Genomic DNA, 17,145 nt, shown 5'->3' with positions numbered 1-17,145 from the left:
CATACGCCACTGCCTTTTTACAGAGAAATTATATTTTTTTATGATTTCTATCATTCAAAATTAAATTATGATTGAGCTGCTAGGGCCTTCATCTTTTTCCATGTTTTTTTACCAACAATACCATCGTATGGAGTTAAACTTTCATGCTTCTGGAATGCCTTTACAGCATTATATGTTTTAGTTCCAAAAATTCCGTCTACGCTACTAGAGCTAAGATATCCTAACGCAACTAAAGCACTTTGAACTTGGCGTACTGCTTTTCCTTCATCGCCTCTTTCAACAACGCCGCCATCAGATATAATCTCATCTACAGTTTCGCCATCCCAAGTAGGATCACTGGAAGCAGCTCTATTAACTGTTGAAATATTAGTAACCACATTATTCCCCGAGTATGAATTTGTAGCTGCAAAGACTGGGGTTGCAGAAATCATAACAGCAGCTAGTACACCTAAAGATAACACTTTAATTTTCATTTTTTTCACTTCAAACTCCCCTTTTTGTTTATTTTTTACTCTTCTACAAATTTACTACAAGGAATAGTATACTATTTTTGCCTCATATTGTAAATATTAAATCAATGTCTTTTCTACTTAGAAATTTTAATGTTTCAACAAAATATTGAATTTTATGGGATTTTGATTAATTTTTCTCAGTTATTACTACTTTTTTTTGTAATTATTTCAGTTATTTTATGATTTTAGTAACAAAAGAAACGAAATGTTGGTTAAATGCAAGAATTAGTAGTGTCAAAATCATTCTTAAACGCATGGATAAAAAATAAAACCTTACCTGAAGTATTATATATAGGAATACCCATCAAATTTTACATTAAAAATTGAAGGTTATATCACTATATTAAATAATGATATAACCTTGTCGAGATTGAATTATATTTATTTTCTAGCTTTTCCCGTAACTTGAACTATCTCAATACCAACTACCTTGGTTTTATCCTTAGCTTTTTCTATATACATCTTGCCTTGCTCAAGAAAATCCTTGGAGTATTTTTCAATAAGTTTATATAAAACCTTATCCTTTATATCTCCAGTTACCTCTGATGCATGTCCATACGCAACTACGCTTTTAAATCTAGTACTGAATTTATCTGGAAGAACTTCTGTATCTAAAACAACACAAAAAGATACATTACTATTTCTTGCTATATTATCAAGTTTCTCTCCTACCGTTGCACTGTGGAAGTATATGTAATTGTCAAAATATACATAACTTAAAGGTATCGCTACAGGGTATCCATTTTCTGATAGTGTAGCTAAAATTCCATACTCTCCATTTTCTAATATCTCTATTACTTCTTCCTTATCTATTTCTCTGTCTTTTCTTCTCATTTCTTTAAACATAACAAATCTCCTTTTTTATATGATTTTATGAATATATTGATTCTTCTATATTAACATAGTGATGAAAAACAAATTTTAATAAATACATTTTAAAGATGTACTACATAAATGATGTTATTAATAAAACAAGAAATCTTATCTTAACTTGAAAGTCTTAGGCGAAAGTTTATATATTAAAATAAGCGCTACTATTGAGTAAATAATAGTTACAACAAGTATTCCTAAGGTAAAATTAGAAGTACTTGTTTTTAAATTCAAACAAAAGTAGCTAATAAAATATATTATACCATTACTTATTCTAAAAAGCGGACTTTTTACTGTAAGTTCTGAAGTATATGGTTGTAAAACATAATACATTAGCAGATAGTGAATCGAAAAAAAGCATGATAGGCATAGTATGGAAAGAAAAACTGGCACCATTGATACTATGTCTTGCTTATGATTGCATAAAACTATTAAGATAATCAATACAAAAATCAAAGTTATAGCTGGAATCAAATTTAATACTATAATTTTTTTAGCTCTATACGTAAAATTATTTAATATAGATTTACTATCCCTATAAAATTTGTAGCTTAAAAGGCTTATATCGCAATTGTGAAACATAGCTTTACAGACTCTTTCTCCAGTAGAAATTGAAAACATTAGAAATACAACCAGTGGTTGACTTTTTCTAATTATTTCAAACATTGCAACTTTGCTACTAGGGTAAAAAACTGCTAATGCTATTAAAAATAAAGTCACAGCTAAAATCACTAAAACACGATATTTAATTGGAGTTATTATCATTTTCCTGTGACGATAAAAAAATATAGAATTTAAATAATCATATCCTTTTTTATTGTTAAATTTACTAGTATCGAGCAAGTCCTTGCTTAGCTTTTTTTCATCTAACTCAACAGTTGCAAATGCTAAAGTTGCACTAAAGGCTTCAGGATTAAAAATAGCATCTTTTACTAGGACAGTTCTTGCTATATTCTTATATTTTCTGTACGAAAATAAGTATATAAGAGAAATAAATCCTATAACTAATATAGCAGCTAGTAAGAATATATTTGTTAAGAAAATATCCAGCTTCAAAGTTAATTTTAAAAGAGGTATCCCATATGCAAAGAATAAGCAACCTATTACTGCTGGTATAATGATTTTGTTATCTCTAGCAATAACATTTCCTCTTTTTTCGAAAAAAAGCACTTGAACTGCTTCTCCAAAAAACTTCAATAATGTAATCTCAATAAGTATTAGTAGTGTTTGCGATATAGGTCTATTAAATATTGAACCGATAACTAGCATTGGTATAATAGAATATATAAAAACAAAAAATTTTTCATATAACACAAAGGTAATAAAGTACTCTTTTGCATCACATCTCATTAAATTTATCATGTCGTAAGCTTCTTTATTGTTAAAATTGAATATTGAGCTATTCATAAACATACTTAAAGCAAAACTAATGAAAAAGAATATATTGATGAAGTTTCCGTAAAAATCACCTGAATATCTTGAAATAGCAAAAGCTGGCAGTATCAATATTATACCAAAGTATAGGAATGTCCTAAATAAACCTCCCATAATCTTAAATATTGTACTCAAAATTGCAAAAAACACTTTAAGTGTAGTTGCTTTATATAGTTTTTCTGGTATGAACTTACCGAAAAAAGGTATCCTTTTTAAAAAGAAAATAAAAGAATTTGCATTTTGGATAAAGGAAATCTTAAAACTAGCCAGAAAAGTATTAAACATCACTCTCCTCCTTTAAAATGTCCATAATTCTATCTTCAAAATCTTTGCTGCCTAAAATATCATTATCTAATTCTTCAAGTACACCATTGTTCAATACTACTATTTCATCGCATAAATCTGTAGCCAGTTGAAGTATGTGTGTAGAAAAAATTATAATATGATCAGATTTAATTTCTTTTAACAAGTTTTTTATCTGAAGTGCAACTACTACATCAAATGAAGTTAGAGGTTCATCTAATAGAATAATTTGAGGTCGTGTAATAAGAAAGCAAAGCATTTGTATCTTATTTTTCATCCCATGAGAATATCCTTTTATCAATCTATACCTATCATTTTCATCAATTTTTATTATATTAAAATACTCATCAATTGTAAGAAGATTTGATATCTTGTCTATATTTATATCAATAAAAAACTTCAAGAACTCATAACCTGTTAAAAATTCAGGCAATAAAGGTTGTGAAAATACAAAACCTATATTAGAATAATCTATCTCATATTCACATTCACTCTCATCATATAAAGTTACTGATCCATTATCACATTGCATATCTCCGCTTATACAATTAAAAAGAGTTGTTTTACCTGCACCATTGCGACCAAGTAATCCATAAATCTTTCCTTTTTCGAAGACAAAAGATACATTTTTTAAAACCTTTTTTTCACCAAAATTTTTCTCAATTTCTCTTAATACTAACTTCATCATATATTCTCCTTAGTCGCTCTAAAATTATATCTTCATCATTATCTTATTTTTGTCAATACTTTATATTTTTTCATTATACTTTCTATACCTTAAATTCATTGGTTTTTTGCAAATTAAATTAATTATAATATATTTTTGATAAATTGGAAATTACCAACAAGTAATTTTCTTAAAAAGTTATTTTATCATTATAATATTTGTGATATAATTAACAATAGTGCGTTTATTGCTATACTAACTTAATTGTAAAATTTGAGCCTCTTCTTAATTTACAGAAGAGGCTTTGAGTGTGCTTATTTTGCTTAAGTAACATGCTTATAACCAATATTTGATTATCATTATTTAGCTGGCTATTTTTATAATTGAGCTTATATTTTTAAAGCTACTGCCAAAATAGTAGTTATTTAGAAATAAGTTTAGATTTATAACTATTTGTATTTATAAACGCTACTAACTGATACAGCTTTATATTTAACAACTATTTGAAGTAAGGAAGGCGATTAAAATGAAGAAATATTTAATGTTAATAGGATCTCCACCAGCATGTGGAAAAACTTATGTGGCTAATGAAGTAGCTAAAAGACTTCCTAATCCAGTTTATTTGGACAAGGATACTGTAATTCCATTATCAAAGATGATATATAGAGCAGCAAATGAGCCTTACAATAGAGACTCAGCTTTCTTTAAGGAATATGTAAGAAATGCTGAATACGAAGCAATAATGGACATTGCTTTTGAGGCACTTCCATTTAACTCCCATGTTATGGTAAACGCACCTTTTGCTAAGGAATTTAGAGATGAAATATACATAAACAACTTAAAAGAAAAATTAAAATCTTATGATGCCGAATTGGTACAAGTATGGGTTCATTGTGATATTGAAGTATGTCATCAAAGAATGATTGATAGAGCATCAGACAGAGATACTTGGAAACTTGAAAACTGGGACGAGTATGTAAGTGGACAAGACTTCTCAAAACCTGAAGTACCAGGTATACATATAATAGATAACTCTGGTTCAGAGAAAGTACAAAATGACATAGAAAAGCTATTAAAGGTATTATAGGATTCATCCTATAATACCTTTAATTATTTTAAAATGTATTTTCACATAAAGCTCTAATTAAATCTGTTTTTTCTGCCACTTTCCTTTTCTATAGACAATATACCCATATATACATACAATCAAATTACTAAAGGACATAGAGAACCATATTCCTACAGGACCAGCAGCGGTAACATATTTAAACAAAAGTATCATAGGTAGTCTTACAAGCCAAAGTCTACCTATTTCCATATTCATTGAATATTTAGTGTGCCCTGCACCTTGAAATATACCTTGATAAATACTGAATAACCCCATCAATGGCATTGAGAATGAAATATATATTAAATATGTTATACCTTGAGTTATGACAGAAGGATCATCCTTGGATTGAATAAAAAAGTTAATTATAGGCTCGTCCTTCCACACCATAAGAATGCCGCCTATTATTGAAAATGTCATAGTAAGCTTTACTGCTTTAATAAAAGCTTCTTTTACTCTATGTACTTTATCGGAACCTAAATTTTGACCAACAATAGCTGTAAGTGCTGCTCCAACTCCCATAGCTGGTTGCATTATTAAGGAAGTTATTCTATTTACCATTCCAAAAGCCGCTATAGTTGCTGTACCGTAAGAAGCTATAAACACATTAAGAACTATAAAGCCCAAAGCAGAACCAGACTGTCCGATTGCAGACGGAATAGCTACTCTAAAAATTCTTTTAATTAAACGTATATCAAACTTAAAATTCTTAAAATCAGGTTTTACTTCGGATTTAGATCTATGAAGTATATATAAACCTACAAATGCAAGTACAGCCTTTGCAATTAAAGTTGCAACAGGAGCACCAGCCATTCCGAGTTTAAGATTAAAAATTAGTATAGGATCTAGAATTACATTCAAGATTACACTACATCCACTTAATATAGTAGACATTATAGTATTACCTTGAGAATTCATTATTGCATTAAAGCTAAAGAATATAAAAGTAAAGGGCATGTCTAAAAAAGTTATTCTTAAAAATATATTGCTATAATATGCTAAATCTCCGCTTGCTCCCATTAATTTTATTATTACTGGACTTGTTAAATATCCTAGTGCTGAAAAAATAACAGCGCATATAACTGAAATTATGATTAGCTGAGATGCATATTTTGATGCTTTTTCGTATTTCGAAGCACCAATAAGCTGTGATAATAAAGAAGTTCCAGCAATAGACATTCCTGAACCTATTGAAATAAACAGGAAAATAACTGGCCAAACAAAAGATGTAGCTGCAAACTGGACTGAACCAAGTTTTCCGACCCATATCCCATCAACCAAATTATACAATGTTTGTATTAGGTTACTTATCATTATAGGTAGTGATAAAGTTAATATGACTTTATACATACTACCATTAAGTATTAGATTTTTACGGCTGTCTGTATTCATTAGTATGTCCCCCTAAGCTTTTTACAATAATCAATTTTATCAAACTTAGGCAACTAATACTAGTATCTCATTCAATTAATTTTATTATTAAAAATATTTTATATAAATACGCAATATTTTAACAGAAGCGATGCAATCAAAAATTACTTGTTGTAACCTAATATATGCTCGTATTCATTAGAATGTTACAATATCATCATTCTTAAATTTTTCTTAAATCCTGATGTTTTCGATAATAACATTAGTATTTATGCTAATATAATATATATATGGTTATGAGAAGATAGAGCTCTAACTTAAGTTTTCTAAGTAGAATACTACGCCTCATAACTAAATTTTAATGAATGGTGATATAAATGATTTTAGGATTTATCTTAATGATTCTCGTATTAGGGTTTGGGTTAATAATAAGCCTAACAAAATTTGTCTTCGGAGCAGTTTTCGGTATAATTGGAGCTGTTGTAGGAACAGTTGTTTTAGTTTTCGTTGGGCTTAATCTAATGTTTGCTTTTATTCCAATAGTTGTTATACTTTTTTTAATTTTATGTTGTCGTAAGTTAATTAAATAATATGCAAATAACAAAAAGGCTTATACCAAATCAACTAATTGGTGTTAAGCCTTTTATATTAATAATCTTTTTAATGCTAATCTTCAATTTTCAAATTCTTAAGGCTTAAATCAAGAATATTTGATGAATGAGTTAAGGCTCCAGAGGAAATGTAATCCACACCAGTCTTAGCAACTGTTCTTATATTCTCTATGGATATATTACCTGAGGCCTCTGTTAAAGCTCTTTTATTCACAATATGCACTGCTTCCGAGATAGTCTCAACATCCATATTATCTAGCATTATTATATCTGCACCAGCATCTAAGGCTTCATGCAACTGCATCAAATCTTCAACCTCTACTTCTATTTTTCTTACAAAAGGAACAGCAGCTTTTACTAAACTAATAGCGTTACTTATTCCTCCTGCAGCTGCGATATGATTATCCTTTATAAGAACTCCGTCACTCAGCCCTAGCCTGTGGTTAATTCCACCTCCAATTTTTACAGCATATTTTTCAAATACTCTCAAGTTTGGTGTAGTTTTTCTTGTGTCCAAAAGTTTAGCATTGGTTTCTTTAATTTCATTAACATACTGCTTTGTTGTAGTTGCAATTCCACTAATACGTTGAAGAAAGTTTAAGGCCACCCTCTCACCTGTAAGAACAACATCAGACTTTCCATGAATTTTTGCGATTACTTGTCCTTCTTTTACTGATTCACCATCCTTGATATAAAAATCTATTTCAATAGGTCCTATAATTTCAAAAATCCTTTTAAATACTCCTAGTCCAGCTATTATTCCCTCCTCTTTAACTATTAAGTCTGCAGTGCATTTTTTCGACTCATTAGTTATAGCCATTGTGGTTATATCACCATAGGGTGCGTCTTCTTTAATTGCATTTTTAAAAATATCATCATAAAGCGACCAATTCATTTATAATATCTCCTCTAACTTTTTTTATTTCCTGTTGTAATATAACAGAAAGACTATTACTATAGTAATCCGTATCTCCTTCAAGCCTCTTTATTAAATCTTTGTAAATTACTGAATAAGGAGAAATTGTCCTATTAATATGTTCCATAGCTCTATTTGAAAAGACTAATGATTCAAGAAGCGAATTGCTTGCTAACCTGTTAGCACCATGCAAACCAGTAGAGCTTACTTCTCCAGCAGCATAAAGGTTTTCCATGGAAGTTCTACAATACATATCAACCTTAATTCCGCCCATAAAATAATGTTGTGCAGGCGTTACTGGAATTGGTTCCTTTGTTATGTCTACTCCTCTTTCTAGACAATTTTTATAAATGTTAGGGAATCTCTTTAATATAAAATCTTTTTCTAAAAAACTTATATCTAAATATACGTGATTACTTTTGTACTTAAATTCTTCCTTAATAATAGCCTCTGTAACCTTATCTCTAGGAAGAAGCTCATTAACAAAACGGATACCATCTTTATTTAATAATCTTCCACCTTCTCCTCTTACAGCTTCAGATATTAAGAGGCGTCTTTTATCTTCTATATCTTCATAAAAAGATGTAGGATGAAACTGGATATAGTTTAAATTTTCAACCTCTATATTGTTTTTTATAGCTATTGCTATACCGTCACCGCTGATAGAATGAAAATTAGTTGAATTTCTAAATAACCCACCAATTCCTCCTGTGGCAATTATTGTTGTTTTAGCAATTATATTAAGTTCTTTACCTTCATTAATTGCTAAAGCCCCAATGCATCTATTTTTCAATGTCAATAAATCTGCAAGGAAACAGTTTTCTATTAGCTTTACATTTGTTTTTTCTCTAACTTTTTTCTCCAAAACTTTATGAAGCTGCTCACCGGTATTGTCGTCACAGTGTACTATTCTATTAATACTATGAGCTCCTTCTCTTGTGTAAATTAGCTCTCCATCCTTATCTCTATTGAAAGGAACTTTTAATTGTTCTAGTCTTTTTATTGCAGCTCTTGATTCTCCAACTAAGATTTCAACAGCTTGTCTTCTATTTTTATATCCACCTGCAGCTAATGTATCATTTACATACTCTTCATAATCATTTTCATTCCTAAGTACCGAGATACCGCCTTGAGCTAAGTAACTATTACATTCTTGTAGATTATTCTTAGCAAGTACAATTATATCAAGATCATCTCTTAAGTTTAATGCAAAATTTAACCCTGTAATACCTGCCCCAATTATTAGAACATCAGTATTTAATATCATACTTTAACCTTCCTTCAAATATAAAACTTTAGAAATAAAAAAATACCGTTTAGATTCTAAATCCTCCTAAATTGTATGCATTCTCATTAGGCAATCAAAGGCATTAATTCTTAATTCTTCATCAAGTAAAATTTCATTTTTTTCAAAAAGCAATACATCTCTTACATCCTTTAGAGAAGTCTTTTTCATATTAATGCACATTAAGCCTCCTCTTGGGGTAAAGAACTTTTTATTAGGGTTTCTCTTTTTTAATTCATGGATAACGCCTTCTTCTGTTGCTATCAAAAAGTTTTTATTATTGCTTGAAGTTGCATAATCTATTATTTCTGAGGTGCTTCCTATAAAATCTGAAAGATCTCTTATTTCCTTTTCACATTCAGGATGGGCTAAAATTAATAAATCATCAATTGAATCCTTTGCAGTAAGAATTTCTTCCACTTGAATTCTTCTGTGAGTAATACAAAAACCTGGCCAAGGTATTATCTCTTTATTTGGAACCTTTTCTTGAATATATGAGGCTAAATTCTTATCTGGTAAAAATATAATTTGTTCATTTTCAATTGAGTTAATTATCTTTAATGCATTGGAAGAAGTACAACATATATCGCTTACAGCTTTTACTTCCGCCGAGGAATTTATATAACAAACTACAGCAGCCTTAGGGTACTTACTTCTATACTCAAGTATTTTTTCAGCAGTAGCCATATCTGCCATAGGACAGCCTGCATCTAATGCTGGCAGAAGTACTTTTTTATGAGGAGATAGTATTTTTGCACTTTCAGCCATAAATTTAACACCACAAAATACTATGGTGTTTTTATCTGAATCCTTAGCTATTTTACTTAAGTAGTATGAATCTCCTATATAATCAGCAATTTCTTGTACTTCTGGCCGTTGATAATAGTGCGCAAGTATTATTGCATCCTTTTCTGTTTTTAAAGCTTGAATTTCTTCTATAATTGACATAACATTCACCATTCCTTTACAGATGTATATACACTAGCATATATAAAATATACCATTATATAACTTCCTTTTCAAGAAGAACATTCTACTATGTCTTAATTATGTTTTTTATAATAGAAAATTATATAAAATCATTTCATAAGAAAAAAGTTTCTCACAGGGTAATATTTTTAAAGCTCTTCTTAAAAAAGTAGCATCCAAATCATGAGTTCATTTGATGTACAACAATACAATTAAAATTGTATTATATTAATCAAAGATAAATACCCAATGATGCAAAGAACTGCAGTTATAATAGAGAACATGGTTACAATTTTAGTTTCATGAAACCCTGACAGTTCAAAGGAATGATGTATTGGAGTCATCTTAAATACCCTTTTTCCTGATATCTTGAATACCATTATTTGAATAAATGTAGTCAAGGTTTCGATTAGATATACCCCTCCTACTATGGGTATAATAAGTGGCAACTTAAGTACAATTGCTATAGAAGCTACAAAACCACCCAAAGCTAAAGAACCAGTATCTCCCATGATTATTTTTGCTGGAAATATATTAAATCTTAAAAAACCTATTAACGAGGCAAACAGTGAACCACAAACTATCGCTAAGTGATACTTATCAAAAAGAATACAAACTGATGTGAAAAAAATCGCTATAAGCATTGTTACTGTTCCTGCTAATCCGTCTAGGCCATCAGTTAGATTTACAGCATTTGTTACGCAGGTATAGAAAAATAAAATAAACGGAATGTAAAATATTCCAATATGAATGGTTTTAAGTGTAAACGGAAGCACTAATATATCGTTCATATTTAAATTTTTATCAGCAAAATATATTAGGTAACTTGCTCCTATCAATATAAGAATGAGTTTTTGAAGTACACTTAAACCTTCATTTTTCATTTTGAAGGTTTTTAGGGCATCATCTACAAAACCAACAGCACCAAAGATTAGAAATGACAAAATAATAAATATTACTTCATTATTAAATTCTTTTATCATGATGACAGAAGTAGCTACTGTTGAAATAATAAATATAAATCCTCCAAAAATTGGCGTGCCAGCTTTCTTTTGATGGTCCTTAGGCTGTTCTTTTCTTATGTATTGTCCTATATTTTCTTTTTTTAGAATTGGTATGATTAATCTTCCGATTGCTATTGAAAGTAAAAACGAAAAAATTATAGAGGTAATAATATCAGTCATAATAATGATCCTTTCTTTTAGTTGATTAAATTTAATAATTTTAATATTTATTGAAAATCCATTATTATGGTAATATATAAGAGGTTAATGCTCAATGAATCTATAAAAATATGTGATTAAATTGAAAATGTTATAATTTAAGTTGAATATTATTCAACTTAAATTATAAGAAAATACTCTAAGGAGGTTTTTTATTGAATAAAGGAACAAAAAGTACTAAGGATATGAACCATATTGATAATGAAAAACTCTATGCAACAAAAAAAGATTCTTTAAATCAAATTAATATTGTCAAAGCATCTAAAAATAGTTTATTTGAAGATATATCAAATAACTTCATATATAATCTAAAGAAGTTAATTCAACTTGAAGGAACACAAAAACAACTGGCAAAAAAGATTGGAGTATCAGAAGATTTGCTTTCTAAGTATAAAGCAGGTGATGCATTTCCTTCTATTGAAACATTAGCTTATATCTGTAATGTATATAATATCAAGATTGATAGATTTATAAGGCTGAGATTATCAGCATTAGATCTAGAAAGTATTGAGAAAAGACTAAATTCAAATAATGATATATTTTTCCACAGTTATTATTGCTATTTTTTTGCTACTAATATGGGTAAGGAAGACTCAATACATGAAGGAATCTTAGAATTTGAAAATGGAAGAATACAATTTAAAATAATTTCAGGTGATTCTGTTATGAAAAACTTCTCAGGAAGTATTAATAATTCTGAAAAAATCATGACTTTTAACATGCAAAGTGTTGAAGATGGCATAACCTATCTAAGTATGAGAAAACCAAACATAAACAAGGGAAAATACGTTGGCGGTCTTGCTATGCTTTTCTTACCTTCAGATGCTAATAGCAAGCCATGTTGTCAAAAATTATTAATAAGCAATATTAGAATTAATCGACATACATATTATGAAGACCTTAAGAAACTCTTGACTTTTAATTCGAGTAAAGCTGAGATTAGAAACGTGAAGCTTTCTTCCTTTGAAGATGAAAAAGCCTATAATTTTATAGAGTCACTACTATAAACCTAATTAAAAAATCTAATTATATTATTGAAGACACTCTTTATAGTTAAACAGCTCTACAATAAACTTTAAGATTGTAAAATTATTAAATTAACCCCTACATTTACTAAGTATTCAATTTTAAAAAAAGGTTATATTAATAGTGTAAGGAACATAGTGATGAAAAGAGTCAGTTAATTATATCAAACTTTCAAAACTATCGATTTTATATTGATATAAGATGAAATAATTTGATTAAAATAATTGAATTTCTTTATTCTATACTTATAATAATAGTTTTTCTATTTTATATAAGTAATATCCGAGTTATAAACTTACGGATTAGATTTTATATGGTTAGGAAAAGCTTTATTATGGTCATTATTTGATCATAATGAGGTTCCAACTTATCATATAAGGTCGAGATAAGATTTTATTGGGTGTTGTAATGGTTATATATAGCCGAAAGATTATATATAGTTGTGTAAATATTTAATAAGGTCGAGTGAACCATTAATATTGGGTAGTGATGTGCTTATTTATAGTCGAAAGATTTTATTTAGGTGATAAATTATCTTTATTAGTGCTAACCGCATCACTATGTTTCTTATATATAATAATATAGTCGTGTTAACACATTCTTATGTTGTACAATAGTAATTTAAAATTACTATTGTTTTTTGTTGTAAAAAAACATAATAATTTAATCATAACTAACCTATTAATTTCATGTAGTTAAAATAGCTTTTTATAGATCATATTTAAAAATGAACTTATCTACCTGTGTGATATTAAAATACAAAGGCTTAATCATATAGTTTATGATTAAGCCTTTTTGACAAATAGTAAATTATCTTATAGTAACTTTTCTATTTCTGTACTAGAAACAGGTTTGGAAAATAAAAATCCTTGTATTTTATCGCCTTTATGGTTTTGTAAGTACCTCAATTGTTCATCGGTTTCAACTCCTTCAGCGATAACTTCTAAGTTTAGCTTGTGAGCCATAGAGATTATATCTTCAATAATTAACTTTGTATCTTCAGTTCCACAAATATCATCGACAAAACTCTTATCTATCTTTATAACATCTAATGGCAGTTTTATTAGATAAGATAAGGATGAATAACCTGTACCAAAGTCATCGAGAGATATACCAATGCCCATTTGTTTTAACTTATTTAAAATACTAATATTGTTATCAAAAGATTTTATTACAGTTCCTTCAGTAATCTCAATCTTTAAATATTTAGGATCTAAATTTGTTTCTTTTAAAATTGTCTTTACTCTCTCAACAAATAGAGGAGATTGGAATTGATGTTCAGATACATTTACTGCTACTGGAATTCTCTTTAGGCCCTTATCCTGCCAAGTTTTATTCTGTTTACAAGACTCCATTAGAACCCAATCACCTATTTCCTTAATTAAACCAGTTTTTTCTGCTAAAGGAATAAATTCATTTGGTGGTATTATACCTCTTTTTGGATGATTCCATCTTATTAAGGCTTCTACACCTTCTAATTCACCACTTATTGCATCAAAATATGGTTGATAATTTAAGTAAAATTCTTTTTGAATTATAGCTTTTCTTATGCTCTTTTCAAAATCACTTTCTAATTGAACTTTTTTAGACATTTCTTCATCATATATTTTGAATCTGCCCTTGCCCTCTTCTTTAGCATTGTACATAGCTATGTCGGCTTTTTTTAATATTTCAACCGATTCTATACCATGTTCTGGTATGATTGCTACTCCGATACTTGCAGCAACATAAAAAGGTTGATTATTGATTAATATAGGTTTATCAAAAATTTTTATTATTTTCTGAGCGGTTTCGTTAAGTTCAAGCTCGTTATCTAACTTATGTTGTATTATTATAAACTCATCTCCACCAAATCTGGCTACAGTATAGTCTTCTCCTAGTACAGACAATAATTCGTTACTAGCGCATTTTAGAACTATATCACCATAGTCATGTCCAAGTGTATCATTGATATTTTTAAAATTATCTAAGTCTAGAAAATAAACTGCGGCCTTTCCACCTTTTTTTGTAACATTTTTTATTAATTCATCTAACTTATCATTTAAATAAGTTCTATTAGGAAGATTGGTTAAATTGTCATAGTACGCCATTTTAAAAATCTTTGATTGGTAATTTCTCTTTTCAGTAATATCAGAAATGGAGCCAGCCATCCTCACAATTGACCCATCTTCATTTCTGAAAATCCTTCCTTTACACTGAATCCATATAAATTCTTCTCTTTGTAAATTTAATCTAAAGAAAACCTCATATGAATTAGTTTTTCCCATGAAATATTCTTCTAAAGAACTTAATACTGACTTTCTATCCTCAGGATAAACAATTTCTTTTAAGAATTCAAAATAATTTTCAATTTCATCCTCTTGAACTCCTAACAAATCTCTCCATGGCTTTGATAAGTAGCCTATATCATTTTCTACGTCCCAATCCCAAACACCGTCATTTGATGCTTCTAAAACTAAACGATATCTTTCTTCACTTTCCTTAAGCGCAATTTGATTTTTATATAATTGTTCATATTGATTTTCCAAGTTTGTTTTTGTTTCAGATAACTCCGTATTAACAACAGCTAGCTCATCATAATTTTTTGAAACAGTAGATTTAAGTCTATCAATATAAACCTTCAAAACAATAAATATTATAACAATTATACATATAGCAAATCCTAACAACGTTAGATAGTTCCTATGTTGATTTTCTAAATATTCTTCCGAATTAGCGTAGAAGTACTTTTTATATAGTTCTTCAAAGACACCTGACTTCTTTAGTTGATCAATTCTAGTATTAATATATGCCACAAGCTCAGGTTTATCCTTACTTACCGCATAAGCTTCTTCCACAGGAAATAAATTAGTAACTTGCGGAATTATCTCACCTTTTAAGTTCTTATGCATTAGTATATAATCCATTAACTGTTGATTTTCGAAGATTACATCTATTTTTTCATCTTCAAGATCTTTAACAGCATCTTCCATATTATCATAAGCAATATAGTTATTAACTCCAAGCTTATCCTTTAAAATATTTTCTGTAAAATAGCTTTTACCAACTCCAACTCTATATTCCTTCAGCTTATTTAAATCAACTGGTCTATAATTATGACGAGTATAAACAGCGGAGTATGCTTTAAATAAAGGCTTAGTAAACAGCATTTCTGATTTTCTACTGTCAATTATTCCGGCTATACCACCAACATCAACTTCTCCTGAAATTAATCTTTTGTAAATAAAATCCCAATTATCAGAAGATACATGTACATCATATTTATCACTATTAAATATTAGATTTATTAAATCTACATCGAAGCCATGCAAATAACTTTTAGCTGAAAATGTATACGGAGGATAATTTTTATCAACTTGATAAATAACTTTTGTTGCGGCTTTTACTCCAAAGGAAGTAAAGCAAATAAAATATATTAACATCATTAGAAATATTTTTATCTTTTTCTTACTCATATCACGACTCCCTGCAAAACAATTATAAACATTAAACCCATTTATACTTAAAGCTGTTTATTAAAAAGCTTTAGGTCCTCAGAAATCATGTGTTGATCTAACCATGAATATATAAATTCAAACACTCTAAGTAATGTTTCTTTATCAGCAATGATATCATCAAAGTCATAATAACATAATCTTTTAATAAAAAAGTAATGTTCTCGCCTATGGTTTACAAATTCTTTATACTCAATCTCAGACATATAATCTTCTTCAATAGAAAAACTGAATTTTGCGTATGATATAAAATCTTTAAGAGCATTGTTGAAATAGCTTATATTAACTTCATTGCTTCCAGATTGCGTACATGTTAATACATCATAGCCTATTTCAAACAATTTTTTATGATTGTCATCTATAAAACTTGATCCTGTTTCATACATTTTAGACCATTGAAACATACCAATCTCCCTTCTACCAAAATAAAATTTAATTAGTTAAATGAATATTATTCAATTAAAACAAATCAGCACTACATTTTTGTCGTATTTTGATGTTTTTTGTAATATATATTTATCGGTTATAACAATTAGAACTTAATAAAATCATTGATGAAGATTATAAATTTTTACAATAAAAATTTACATTAAAAAAGAAGCGGCAAAAATTTTGCTCACTTCTTTTTTAATGTAAATTATAAAGTAAATCTATAGCCAATACCCCATATAGTTTCAATATATTCTGGATTTGATGGATCAAACTCTATTTTTTCTCTTAATCTTCTTACATGGACTGTAACTGTTGCTATACCACCAACAGGATCTAATCCCCAAATCCTTTCATATAATTCTTCTTTTGAAAAAACTCTATTTGGATTATTTAAAAGTAAAAGCAAAAGTTCATATTCTTTTGATGTGAACTCTATTTCTTTACCATTAACATATACCTTTCTAGCAGTTTTATCTACAGAGATACCTCTAACTTCAATTATTTCTTTATTTATTACACTATTACCGCTTTTTAATCTTTCATATCTTGAGATATGAGCTTTAACTCTAGCAACCATTTCGTTAGGACTAAATGGCTTAGTCATATAATCATCTGCACCAAGCCCTAATCCTCTCATTTTATCAACGTCTTCCTTCTTGGCAGATACAATGATTATAGGAATCTCTTTTTCTGCACGAATCTTTTTACATATTTCAAATCCTCCTATACCAGGAAGCATGAGATCTAAAATTATTAAATTATAGTCTTCATTCAAAGCTTTTGCTAATCCGTTATCACCATTATTTTCAATATCAACCTCAAAGCCATTGATTTGTAAATAATCCATTTCAAGATCTGCAATACTAACATCATCTTCAATTATCAATACTTTTTGCATTAAATCTCACCTACCTAGATATAAAA

At 28.7% G+C, this 17,145-nt stretch carries 15 protein-coding genes; 3 read left to right on the top strand and 12 right to left on the bottom strand.

Annotation, left to right across the window (positions count from 1 at the left end):
- Positions 1-65 precede the first annotated feature (65 nt).
- From J3477_RS00520 to J3477_RS00505, 4 genes are all read right to left on the bottom strand, one after another.
- A complete protein-coding gene (locus J3477_RS00520; RefSeq protein WP_228731239.1) occupies positions 66-473 on the bottom strand; it encodes a peptidoglycan-binding domain-containing protein in 408 nt (135 codons plus the stop codon).
- A gap of 420 nt (positions 474-893) precedes the next feature.
- The gene (locus tag J3477_RS00515; RefSeq protein ID WP_206867614.1) at positions 894-1,358 is read right to left on the bottom strand and encodes a pyridoxamine 5'-phosphate oxidase family protein; all 465 of its coding nucleotides are present in this window, start codon (positions 1,356-1,358) and stop codon (positions 894-896) included.
- A 135-nt stretch (positions 1,359-1,493) separates the two neighbouring features.
- Positions 1,494-3,101, bottom strand: coding sequence for a hypothetical protein (locus J3477_RS00510; protein ID WP_206867613.1), 1,608 nt, complete (start codon positions 3,099-3,101; stop codon positions 1,494-1,496).
- A complete protein-coding gene (locus J3477_RS00505; RefSeq protein WP_206869599.1) occupies positions 3,094-3,804 on the bottom strand; it encodes an ABC transporter ATP-binding protein in 711 nt (236 codons plus the stop codon). Before J3477_RS00505 ends, J3477_RS00510 begins: the two co-directional genes overlap by 8 nt.
- Before the next feature lie 508 nt (positions 3,805-4,312).
- Here J3477_RS00505 and J3477_RS00500 point away from each other — a divergent pair.
- On the top strand, positions 4,313-4,873 hold the full coding sequence (locus J3477_RS00500) for a P-loop nucleotide/nucleoside kinase family protein (RefSeq protein WP_206867612.1): 561 nt from the start codon (positions 4,313-4,315) through the stop codon (positions 4,871-4,873).
- Between the two features lie 57 nt (positions 4,874-4,930).
- Here J3477_RS00500 and J3477_RS00495 read toward each other — a convergent pair whose 3' ends face one another.
- On the bottom strand, positions 4,931-6,286 hold the full coding sequence (locus J3477_RS00495) for an MATE family efflux transporter (protein WP_206867611.1): 1,356 nt from the start codon (positions 6,284-6,286) through the stop codon (positions 4,931-4,933).
- A 377-nt stretch (positions 6,287-6,663) separates the two neighbouring features.
- Here J3477_RS00495 and J3477_RS00490 point away from each other — a divergent pair, with 377 nt between their 5' ends.
- Positions 6,664-6,855, top strand: coding sequence for a hypothetical protein (locus tag J3477_RS00490; protein WP_206867610.1), 192 nt, complete (start codon positions 6,664-6,666; stop codon positions 6,853-6,855).
- Positions 6,856-6,931: 76 nt separating this feature from the next.
- On the opposite strand, the gene nadC is transcribed toward J3477_RS00490, so the two are convergent.
- The 4 genes from nadC to mraY all read right to left on the bottom strand — a co-directional run bounded on the left by nadC (position 6,932) and on the right by mraY (position 11,230).
- Positions 6,932-7,771 carry a carboxylating nicotinate-nucleotide diphosphorylase gene (gene nadC / locus J3477_RS00485; RefSeq protein WP_206867609.1) on the bottom strand — a complete coding sequence of 280 codons (840 nt, stop codon included), beginning with the start codon at positions 7,769-7,771 and terminating at the stop codon, positions 6,932-6,934.
- Positions 7,752-9,059 carry an L-aspartate oxidase gene (locus J3477_RS00480; RefSeq protein ID WP_206867608.1) on the bottom strand — a complete coding sequence of 436 codons (1,308 nt, stop codon included), beginning with the start codon at positions 9,057-9,059 and terminating at the stop codon, positions 7,752-7,754. The genes nadC and J3477_RS00480 overlap by 20 nt, the downstream gene beginning before the upstream one ends.
- A 66-nt stretch (positions 9,060-9,125) precedes the next feature.
- On the bottom strand, positions 9,126-10,025 hold the full coding sequence (gene nadA, locus J3477_RS00475) for a quinolinate synthase NadA (protein WP_206867607.1): 900 nt from the start codon (positions 10,023-10,025) through the stop codon (positions 9,126-9,128).
- Between the two features lie 233 nt (positions 10,026-10,258).
- Entirely contained in the window at positions 10,259-11,230 is a 972-nt protein-coding gene (gene mraY / locus J3477_RS00470; protein WP_206867606.1) for a phospho-N-acetylmuramoyl-pentapeptide-transferase, read from the bottom strand.
- 224 nt (positions 11,231-11,454) lie between these two features.
- Between mraY and J3477_RS00465 the strand changes: the two genes are divergently transcribed.
- On the top strand, positions 11,455-12,276 hold the full coding sequence (locus tag J3477_RS00465) for a helix-turn-helix domain-containing protein (RefSeq protein WP_206869597.1): 822 nt from the start codon (positions 11,455-11,457) through the stop codon (positions 12,274-12,276).
- An 834-nt stretch (positions 12,277-13,110) separates the two neighbouring features.
- Here J3477_RS00465 and J3477_RS00460 read toward each other — a convergent pair.
- The 3 genes from J3477_RS00460 to J3477_RS00450 form a co-directional block, all read right to left on the bottom strand.
- Positions 13,111-15,750 carry an EAL domain-containing protein gene (locus tag J3477_RS00460; protein WP_206867605.1) on the bottom strand — a complete coding sequence of 880 codons (2,640 nt, stop codon included), beginning with the start codon at positions 15,748-15,750 and terminating at the stop codon, positions 13,111-13,113.
- A gap of 47 nt (positions 15,751-15,797) precedes the next feature.
- Positions 15,798-16,193, bottom strand: a complete 396-nt coding sequence (locus J3477_RS00455) for a bacteriohemerythrin (protein WP_206867604.1) — start codon at positions 16,191-16,193, stop codon at positions 15,798-15,800.
- 233 nt (positions 16,194-16,426) lie between these two features.
- Positions 16,427-17,119 (bottom strand): response regulator transcription factor, encoded by a 693-nt coding sequence (locus J3477_RS00450; protein WP_206867603.1) that lies wholly within the window; start codon positions 17,117-17,119, stop codon positions 16,427-16,429.
- Positions 17,120-17,145 lie beyond the last annotated feature (26 nt).

The sequence above is a fragment of the Clostridium zeae genome, assembly GCF_017312485.1.
Taxonomy (GTDB): domain Bacteria; phylum Bacillota; class Clostridia; order Clostridiales; family Clostridiaceae; genus Clostridium_AR; species Clostridium_AR zeae.
Note: the sequence above shows the minus strand (reverse complement) of the source record. Positions and strands in the feature narration are given on the sequence as shown.

What these genes read in the sequence shown, in the direction of transcription:
- J3477_RS00520 (WP_228731239.1), bottom strand. Translation starts at nt 473, where the DNA reads ATGAAAATTAAAGTGTTATCTTTAGGTGTACTAGCTGCTGTTATGATT.
- J3477_RS00515 (WP_206867614.1), bottom strand. Translation starts at nt 1,358, where the DNA reads ATGTTTAAAGAAATGAGAAGAAAAGACAGAGAAATAGATAAGGAAGAA.
- J3477_RS00510 (WP_206867613.1), bottom strand. Translation starts at nt 3,101, where the DNA reads ATGTTTAATACTTTTCTGGCTAGTTTTAAGATTTCCTTTATCCAAAAT.
- J3477_RS00505 (WP_206869599.1), bottom strand. Translation starts at nt 3,804, where the DNA reads ATGAAGTTAGTATTAAGAGAAATTGAGAAAAATTTTGGTGAAAAAAAG.
- J3477_RS00500 (WP_206867612.1), top strand. Translation starts at nt 4,313, where the DNA reads ATGAAGAAATATTTAATGTTAATAGGATCTCCACCAGCATGTGGAAAA.
- J3477_RS00495 (WP_206867611.1), bottom strand. Translation starts at nt 6,286, where the DNA reads ATGAATACAGACAGCCGTAAAAATCTAATACTTAATGGTAGTATGTAT.
- J3477_RS00490 (WP_206867610.1), top strand. Translation starts at nt 6,664, where the DNA reads ATGATTCTCGTATTAGGGTTTGGGTTAATAATAAGCCTAACAAAATTT.
- nadC (WP_206867609.1), bottom strand. Translation starts at nt 7,771, where the DNA reads ATGAATTGGTCGCTTTATGATGATATTTTTAAAAATGCAATTAAAGAA.
- J3477_RS00480 (WP_206867608.1), bottom strand. Translation starts at nt 9,059, where the DNA reads ATGATATTAAATACTGATGTTCTAATAATTGGGGCAGGTATTACAGGG.
- nadA (WP_206867607.1), bottom strand. Translation starts at nt 10,025, where the DNA reads ATGTCAATTATAGAAGAAATTCAAGCTTTAAAAACAGAAAAGGATGCA.
- mraY (WP_206867606.1), bottom strand. Translation starts at nt 11,230, where the DNA reads ATGACTGATATTATTACCTCTATAATTTTTTCGTTTTTACTTTCAATA.
- J3477_RS00465 (WP_206869597.1), top strand. Translation starts at nt 11,455, where the DNA reads ATGAACCATATTGATAATGAAAAACTCTATGCAACAAAAAAAGATTCT.
- J3477_RS00460 (WP_206867605.1), bottom strand. Translation starts at nt 15,750, where the DNA reads ATGAGTAAGAAAAAGATAAAAATATTTCTAATGATGTTAATATATTTT.
- J3477_RS00455 (WP_206867604.1), bottom strand. Translation starts at nt 16,193, where the DNA reads ATGTTTCAATGGTCTAAAATGTATGAAACAGGATCAAGTTTTATAGAT.
- J3477_RS00450 (WP_206867603.1), bottom strand. Translation starts at nt 17,119, where the DNA reads ATGCAAAAAGTATTGATAATTGAAGATGATGTTAGTATTGCAGATCTT.